Annotated in this window: 6 protein-coding genes; 1 reads left to right on the top strand and 5 read right to left on the bottom strand. The window is 70.8% G+C overall.

Annotation, left to right across the window (positions count from 1 at the left end; all coding sequences use genetic code 11):
* Positions 1-226: 226 nt before the first annotated feature.
* The 3 genes from QR78_RS27720 to glgX all read right to left on the bottom strand — a co-directional run bounded on the left by QR78_RS27720 (position 227) and on the right by glgX (position 5,014).
* Positions 227-2,143, bottom strand: a complete 1,917-nt coding sequence (locus QR78_RS27720) for an AI-2E family transporter (protein ID WP_048430837.1) — start codon at positions 2,141-2,143, stop codon at positions 227-229.
* 45 nt (positions 2,144-2,188) lie between these two features.
* Positions 2,189-2,566: a response regulator gene (locus QR78_RS27715; RefSeq protein ID WP_048430842.1), complete on the bottom strand. Its 378-nt coding sequence runs from the start codon at positions 2,564-2,566 to the stop codon at positions 2,189-2,191.
* Between the two features lie 162 nt (positions 2,567-2,728).
* Complete coding sequence (glgX, locus tag QR78_RS27710; RefSeq protein ID WP_082171601.1) at positions 2,729-5,014, bottom strand: glycogen debranching protein GlgX; 2,286 nt, start codon at positions 5,012-5,014, stop codon at positions 2,729-2,731.
* Between the two features lie 273 nt (positions 5,015-5,287).
* Between glgX and QR78_RS27705 the strand changes: the two genes are divergently transcribed.
* On the top strand, positions 5,288-5,692 hold the full coding sequence (locus QR78_RS27705; protein WP_048430840.1) for a CBS domain-containing protein: 405 nt from the start codon (positions 5,288-5,290) through the stop codon (positions 5,690-5,692).
* Here QR78_RS27705 and QR78_RS27700 read toward each other — a convergent pair.
* Entirely contained in the window at positions 5,667-5,972 is a 306-nt protein-coding gene (locus tag QR78_RS27700; RefSeq protein WP_048430836.1) for a hypothetical protein, read from the bottom strand. The two genes, QR78_RS27705 and QR78_RS27700, sit on opposite strands and share 26 nt — an antisense overlap.
* A 136-nt stretch (positions 5,973-6,108) precedes the next feature.
* Positions 6,109-7,413, bottom strand: a complete 1,305-nt coding sequence (locus QR78_RS27695; RefSeq protein WP_048430835.1) for a KpsE/RkpR family capsule polysaccharide export protein — start codon at positions 7,411-7,413, stop codon at positions 6,109-6,111.
* Between the last annotated feature and the right edge of the window lie 56 nt (positions 7,414-7,469).

Genomic DNA, 7,469 nt, shown 5'->3' with positions numbered 1-7,469 from the left:
CAACGGGGAAACCCGCCGTCGGCGACCGCGACCGGGCGTCGCTCCGCAATCCGGCCCGGGCCGGCGCGCCCGGACGGCAATCATCCACCAGTCCGCCGGCCGACCGTAACGGATGTCCCCCAAGGAAACCACGCCGCCGCGACTGGGATCATGCCGACCCCGCCCCGCGATGGACTTGGGACCGCCCGTCCCGGATCTGGGAGAGACGACCGTGCGGCTGTCGCCGTTACGCCGCCCGGCGCCTGGTCGCGCCGGTCTCCGCCGCGCCCGACAGCGCCAGGGCGGCGTCGAGGGCGTCGCTGATCGTCGTGACCAGGATGTCGGCGGAGGTCGCCCGGCGCAGGCGGTCGCGCCCGGCCGGGTCGCGCTCGCGCCACACCGCCACCATGACCCGCACGCCGGGAATCGCCCGCCGGGCGAGGCGGGCGGCGAGCCGGATGTGGGAGGTGCTGATCGGCTCGATGTAGGACAGGCAGACCAGGGCGACGCCCTCGAGTTCCGGCCGCTCGCCCTTGTTGAGGGCGTCCTGGCTGGTGGTGCGGGCGTTGAGGCCGTGGCGCCCCATCACCTGGGCCAGCATGCCGGCGGCGGCGGCGTCGAACGGCCCGCGGGCCGCCACCACCAGGACGGGCGCCGGCCCGCGCCAGGCCGGGCTCAGATCCTCGGCCCGGCGCACGATCGCGGTCGAGGCCCGGTCGGGGCCGAGGGCGGCGACCGCGGCCTCGGTCTCGGCGCTGCGCAGGGAAGCGGCCTTCTTCGACACCGGCATGGCGCCCAGCGTCGTCACCACGGTCTCGATCGCCTGGCCGACGGCCTGCTGGCGGTCGGCGGCGAGCGCCCCGCTCGCCCGGTCGTTCTGGGCGAGCCGCAGGCCGCCGAGCGCGATCTCGTCGTAATAGGTCGCCAGCGCCCGCTCCTTCAGCACCTGGCGGGCCTTGTCGATCGCCTCGAGCGGGTCCCCGGCCAGCATGCGCTGGTAGAAGATCTCGGAGGGCGCCAGCGCCGGGCGGTCTCCGAGCATCACGTCGAGGAAGGCTAGGCGCTCGACGTGGCGGCCGAGCACCACGAGGCAGACGGTGATCGGGGTCGCGAGCACGAGGCCGACCGGCCCCCACAGGAAGGTCCAGAGCGTCGCGGCCAGGATCACCGCCACCGGCGAGAGACCGGTGGAGTGACCGTAGAGCAGGGGCTCGACGACGTGCCCGGCGATCGGCTCGACCACGGCGAAGAGCAGGAGCGTCGCGATCAGCATCGACCAGCCCGGATCGACCGCGGCGGCGAGCATGAGCGGGAAGGCCATGCCGATGACCGCGCCGATATAGGGCACGAAGCGCAGGATCGCCGCGAGCACGCCCCACAGGATCGGGCTCGGCACGCCGATGACCCACAGGCCGATCGCGATCACCACCCCGAAGGCGAGGTTGAGGCCGGCCTGGGCGAGGAAGAACCGCGAGAGGCGGGCCACCGCATCGTCCATCGCCGCCGTGGTGGCGCGCAGATCGCCGGAGCCGGCGAGCCGGATGGCGCGGTTGCGCAGGTCCTCGCGCTGGGCGAGGAAGAACAGGGTGAAGAGCAGGATCAGGCCGACCGTGGCGAGCGGGTGCAGCACCGGCGCGACCACGCTGCCCAGGGTGGAGAGGAGCCCGGCCTTCGGCTCGCGCACCTCGACCAGCATCGGCTTCTCGGGATCGGTGGGGCCCCGCGCCTTGGCGGGCTCCGGCGGCTGCAGGTCCTGGCTCAGGTCCTGCACCGACTGGAACAGCCGCTCCAGGGTGGCGCCGCCGCCGGCATTCGCGCGCAACGCCCCGATCTTCTCGCGCATCGTCACGGTATAGCGCGGCAGGTCGGAGGCGAGCTGCGAGGCCTCGTTAGCGATGAGGAGACCGAGGCCCCCGATGCCCCCGAAGGTCGCCAGCACGACGACCAGCACGGCCAGCGAGCGCGGCAGGCGCCGGCGCTGCAGCCCCCGCACCGCGGGCGCCAGCACGAAGCTGAGCAGCACCGCCAGCGTGATCGGCATCAGCACGTCCCGCCCGAGGGACAGGATCGCCCCGATGGCGAGAACCAGCAGGCAGGTGGCCAGGGCCGTGAACACCGGCATCGCGTCGCGCAGGCGGCGCGCCGTCACGGGATCGTCGATCATCAAACGCGCACCTGCATCAGCCGCGGACCGGCCGGGGTCTTGTCGTTACGGGGCGGCCGGCGTGCCGAGGGCGGCGCCGATCTGGGTCAGGAGCTTCGAGAAGTCGACCGGCTTCGGGTGGTAGTCGTCGCAACCGGCCTGGATCACCTTCTCGCGGTCGCCCGACATGGCGTGGGCGGTGAGCGCGATGATCGGGATCCGGGCGGTCTCGGCGTCGGACTTGAGCGCGCGGGCCGCCGACCAGCCGTCGAGAACCGGCAGGTTCATGTCGAGCAGGATGATGTCGGGCCGGCTGGTGCGGGCCTTCATCACGCCCTCCTCGCCGTCATGGGCGAGCACCACTTCGTAGCCCCGCCGCTTGAGCCGCCGGGAGAGGAAATCCCAGATTTCCTCATGGTCCTCGACGAGAAGGATCTTTGCCACCGCCCGCACTCCGCGCTCGCACGATCCCCGGGGCGGCCGAGCCGCCCCGCAGGATCTTCGCCTGTCCGACTGGGCCGTCCTACACGACCCTTCCCTGGCTGACGCCCGGGAAGGGCGAATGTTTCCGCCCGCTCTCCCAAAGTGGGCGGATCCGCCCGGATGTCACCCCTCGTGCGGCAAGCCGAACGCGACGCTCTCGGATTCCGCCCGCTCGAAGGCCTGGATGACGTGCTGGTAGGAGCGCCAGGTCTCGCTGGCATGGTCCACGTCCGTCGGGCGCAGCACGAACATCAGCATCGAGCGGCCGGTGACCGCGTAGGTGTCGCCGACGGCGAAGCGGGCGAGGTCCTGGGTATCGGGCAGGTTGGTGTCGAGCACCCGCATCCAGGCATCGCCCCCCACCACCTCCGGCAGGGTGAACTCCACCATGTCGTGATGGGCGTTGAACAGGAGCATCAGGGTCGCCTCGCCGCCGCGGCGGTGGATGCCGCTCGACTGCGCCCGGCCGTCGAGGACCACGGCGAGCGCGCGGGCGCCGCCGTCGTTCCAGTTCTCCGGGGTCATGTCGGTCCCCGAGGGCGTGAGCCAGCTCACGTCCTTGACGCCGAGTTCCGCGTCGTAGGCACCGGTGAGGAACCGGCCCCGGCTCAGCATCGGCAGCGACCTGCGCAGGATCAGCAGGCGCTGGGTGAACTCGGCGAGGTCGCGTTCGTCCTCGCCGATCCCCTCCCAGTCGATCCAGGAGATTGCGTTGTCCTGGCAATAGGCGTTGTTGTTGCCGCGCTGCGTGCGGGCGAACTCGTCGCCGGCGAGCAGCATCGGCGTGCCGCGCGACAGGAGCAGCGTCGCGAGCAGGTTGCGCATCTGGCGCAGGCGCACCGCCTTGATCTCGGGATCGTCGGTCGGGCCCTCGGCGCCGTAATTGTACGAGAGATTGTGCGAATGGCCGTCGCGGTTGTCCTCGCCGTTCGCCGTATTGTGCTTCTCGTTGTACGAGACCGTGTCGGCGAGGGTGAAGCCGTCATGCGCGGTGATGAAGTTCACCGAGGCCCAGGGGCGCCGGCCGCGCTTGTTGAACTTGTCGGCCGAGCCGGTGAGGCGGGAGGCGAGCGCCGGCAAAAGACCCTCGTCGCCCTTCCAGTAGCCGCGGACCTCGTCGCGGAAACGATCGTTCCACTCGGCCCAGCCGGGCGGGAAGCCGCCGACCTGGTAGCCGCCCGGGCCGCAATCCCACGGCTCGGCGATCAGCTTGACCGAGGAGAGCACCGGGTCCTGGCGGCAGGAATCGAGGAAGCCGCCGCCCTCGTCGAAGCCGTAGGGCTCGCGGCCGAGGATCGTCGCGAGGTCGAAGCGGAAGCCGTCGACCCGCATCTCGGTCGCCCAGTAGCGCAAGCTGTCCGTCACCATCTGGAGCACCCGCGGGTGCGAGAGGTTGACGGTGTTCCCGGTGCCGGTGTCGTTGATGTAGTAGCGCTTCTGGTCGGGCAGCAGCCGGTAGTACGAGGCGTTGTCGATCCCCTTGAAGGAGAGGGTCGGACCCTTCTCGTTGCCCTCGGCGGTGTGGTTGTAGACCACGTCGAGGATCACCTCGAGGCCGGCCCCGTGCATCCGGGCCACCATCTCCTTGAATTCGGAGAAGGCGAAGTCCGGCACCGCGGCGTAGCGGCGGGCGGGGGCGAAGAACGAGAGGGTGTTGTACCCCCAGTAATTCACCAGGTCCTTTTCCAGCAGGTAGCTGTCGTTGACGAAGGAGTGGATGGGCAGGAGCTCGACCGAGGTGACGCCGAGGCTGCGGATATAGGCCAGCACCTCAGGGGTGCCGAGGCCCGCATAGGTGCCGCGCAGGCGCTCCGGCACCGCCGGGTGCAGCTTGGTGAATCCCTTGACGTGGGTCTCGTAGAAGACCGTCTTGTCCCACGGCACGTTCGGCTTCTGGTCGCGGCCCCAGGTGAAGGCGGGATCGATCACCCGGCACTTGCGGGTGAAGGGGGCGCTGTCGCGGGTGTCGAAGGTGGTGTCGTCGCCGCTCTCCATCACGTAGCCGAAGAGCGCCGGGTTCCAGGTGACGGAACCGACGAGCGCCTTGGCGTAGGGATCGAGGAGCAGCTTGTTGGGGTTGAAGCGGTGGCCGGCCTCGGGCTCGTAGGGGCCGTGGACCCGGTAGCCGTAGATCGTCCCGGGGCGGGCGTCGGGCAGGTAGCCGTGCCAGACCTCGTCGGTGTATTCGGGCAGCTCGATCCGCTCGATCTCGGTCTCGCCGGTATCGTCGAACAGGCACAGCTCGACCTTGGTGGCGTGCGCGGAGAACAGCGCGAAATTGACGCCGAGGCCGTCCCAGGTGGCGCCGAGCGGAAAGGGCTGGCCCTCGCTGATGTTGCGGGTCGCCCGGACGAGGGGCGAGGCCGCGGGGGCGGCCGGGGCGGGCTTGGACGTGAGTTCCATGTTCATGGGGGCGTTCGACGATCCCGGAGGCGAGAAGCCTGACTGTGGGCTGAACGCGCCGGACCTCGCCCAAGCTCCCCCGCCGTCGTCAAAATTTCATGGCCGCGGCCGCGTGGCCGCAAGGGTGCCGGGGTACAGGGTGGGACCATGGGTCCGGGACCCCGGTCTCGGGCGTCGGGACCGCGATCGCACCACGGCGCGGGGGAGCCGCCGGCCGCCCACGCGGGTTACCGGAGGGTGCAGACGGGGAGTCGGATGGGCGTGACGGTCGCGGACGTGATGAGCAGGGACGTGGAGTTCATCGCCGGGGAGGCCCCCGTGCAGGAGGCGGCGGTGCTGATGGGCGAACTCGATGTCGGCGCCCTGCCGGTCGGCACGGCGGATGCCCTCGACGGGGTGATCACCGACCGGGACATCCTCTACCGGGTGGTCGCCCAGGGGCTCGATCCGAGCAGGGCCCGGGTGAGCGAGGCGATGTCGCGCCCGGTCGTGTCCTGCGCCGAGGGCGATCCCCTGCGCACCGCCCTCGACCTGATGGCCGCCCACCACGTCCGGCGGCTGCCGGTGCGGGATGCGGGCGGGCGCGTCACCGGCTGGGTCACCCTGGCGGATCTGTCGCGGGCGCTGCTGCACGGCGGCGACGCGCTCCAGACCTCGCTCAAGCGTCTGACCGAGGAGGCGTGAGTGGCTCGGCGGCCGCGGCGGCGTTCGCCGCCGCGTTGGCGCGCTCGGCCTCCAGGATGGTCTGGCGGGCGAGGTAGCGGGTGACCAGCGCCTCGACGTCGCGGATGGTCTCCTCGACGAGGTGGGCCTGGAGCAGGGCGCGGGGCTCGTCGGGGGCGAGGTTCTCGCGCTCCTGGAGCCGGCGCATCGCCTGCTTGACCACCTGGTAGACCGCCTCGCGCTCCTCGCGGCTCATCGCCGGGGACACCGCCCGGGCGACCAGGTCCGTGAAATCGGACATCGGGGTGCTGCTCGTCCTTGCCTTCTCGGACGCGATCCGTCGCGCCCACGGCCCACCTCATCGCACGACGCGCGCCCGGATCGAAGCCCCGAGCGGGAGCCCGACCGGGCGGGAGCCCGACCGGGCGGGAGCCCGGCTACATGTTGTGATCCTTGACGCCGGCGATGAGCAGGCTGCTGCAGCCCCACAGCACCATGAAGGCGAAGAACGCCACGAACAGGGCGTGGCCGCGCATCGGCACGGTGGAGAGCTCGGGCCGGGTCGGGGGCACGAAGACCGAGAGGTAGACGTGCTGGCGGTTCGCCGCCACCCGGGCACGGTCGAGCATGACGGTGGCGGAGTCGTTCAGCTTCTCGGCGATGGTGCGCTCGACCATCAGGCCCTCGTATTCGAGGATCGCGTCCGAGACGGGCTTTCCGCCCACCGCCATCCCGTCGCTGGTGAGCGAGTCCTCGAGCTGCTTGATCTGCTGGTTGGTGGCGGCGACGCTCGCGACGATGGTCTGGATCGAGCGGGACTTCTCGTCGAGGCCGGAGCCGCGCAGCACCTGGAGGTCGTTCTCCGACTTGATCTTGTCCTTGCGCAGGGAGAGCAGCGTGGTCATCGTCGCTTCCGCCGACTTCGCCGGATCGATGATGCCCCAGCGGTTGCGGAACTCGCGCAACGCCAGATGGGCCTTGCGCAGCCGCTCCTCGGTCGCCGCCAGGTCGTCCTTGCTGTGCTTGAGCATGTCCTGCTGGGCGCGCGACGAGATCGTGTTGATCAGCGCCTCGGCCCGGGCGACGACGTGGCGGCTGATCGCCAGGGCGTCGTCCGGCGTGAAGGCCTGCACGGTCAGGGTCATCACGCCCGAGACCAGGTCGATGTGGACCTGGACGCGCTTGCGCCAGTACTTCAGCAGTTCCTCGACCGGCTTGTCGCCGGAATAACGCGTCCAGAAATCGCCCTCGTCGCGGGTGTACATCCGGACGATGTCGAGCTCCTTCTGGGCGCTCTCGAGCATCGGCTGGCTCTCGATGTATTCCTTGACGATGTAGCTGTCCTGGCTGTTGTTCTTCTGGATCAGCGACGAGAACTCGCCGAGCGCGACGTTGCCCATCGGCTCGACCTCGCCGCGGACGGCGAAGCGGGCCTCGACCACGTACTGGTCGGCCGCGAAGACGAACAGGTAGATCCCGACGACCGCCGTCGGCAGCAGCACGAAGATGCCGATGTTGCGCAGGAGGCGGGCCAGGACGCGGTTCTGCGTCCCCTCGCCGGGCAGGAGCGGCAGGCGGGTCCAGCGCAGCGGGTTGAGCAGGGCCGGGAGCCGGCTTCGGCCGTCGGCGGGGGCGATCGGCTCGACCGTCTCGGCGTTGCGGCGCAGGTCGGGCACGGTGCGCCGCGCGAACGCGATCATGCTGCCGAGCCTGTCGCGCCGTTTGACCTCGTCCGCGTCCATTCTGCCTGCTTTCCCGTGCGGCGCCGGCCGCGTGCGTGACCCCGAGGGCCAGGGTC

It is taken from the genome of Methylobacterium indicum (assembly GCF_001043895.1).
GTDB classification, from domain to species: Bacteria; Pseudomonadota; Alphaproteobacteria; order Rhizobiales; family Beijerinckiaceae; genus Methylobacterium; species Methylobacterium indicum.
Note: the sequence above shows the minus strand (reverse complement) of the source record. Positions and strands in the feature narration are given on the sequence as shown.

Bases quoted from the DNA above. Each gene is read 5' to 3' on its own strand.
- QR78_RS27720 (WP_048430837.1), bottom strand. From the start codon at position 2,143: ATGATCGACGATCCCGTGACGGCGCGCCGCCTGCGCGACGCGATGCCG.
- glgX (WP_082171601.1), bottom strand. From the start codon at position 5,014: ATGAACATGGAACTCACGTCCAAGCCCGCCCCGGCCGCCCCCGCGGCC.
- QR78_RS27705 (WP_048430840.1), top strand. From the start codon at position 5,288: ATGAGCAGGGACGTGGAGTTCATCGCCGGGGAGGCCCCCGTGCAGGAG.
- QR78_RS27700 (WP_048430836.1), bottom strand. From the start codon at position 5,972: ATGTCCGATTTCACGGACCTGGTCGCCCGGGCGGTGTCCCCGGCGATG.
- QR78_RS27695 (WP_048430835.1), bottom strand. From the start codon at position 7,413: ATGGACGCGGACGAGGTCAAACGGCGCGACAGGCTCGGCAGCATGATC.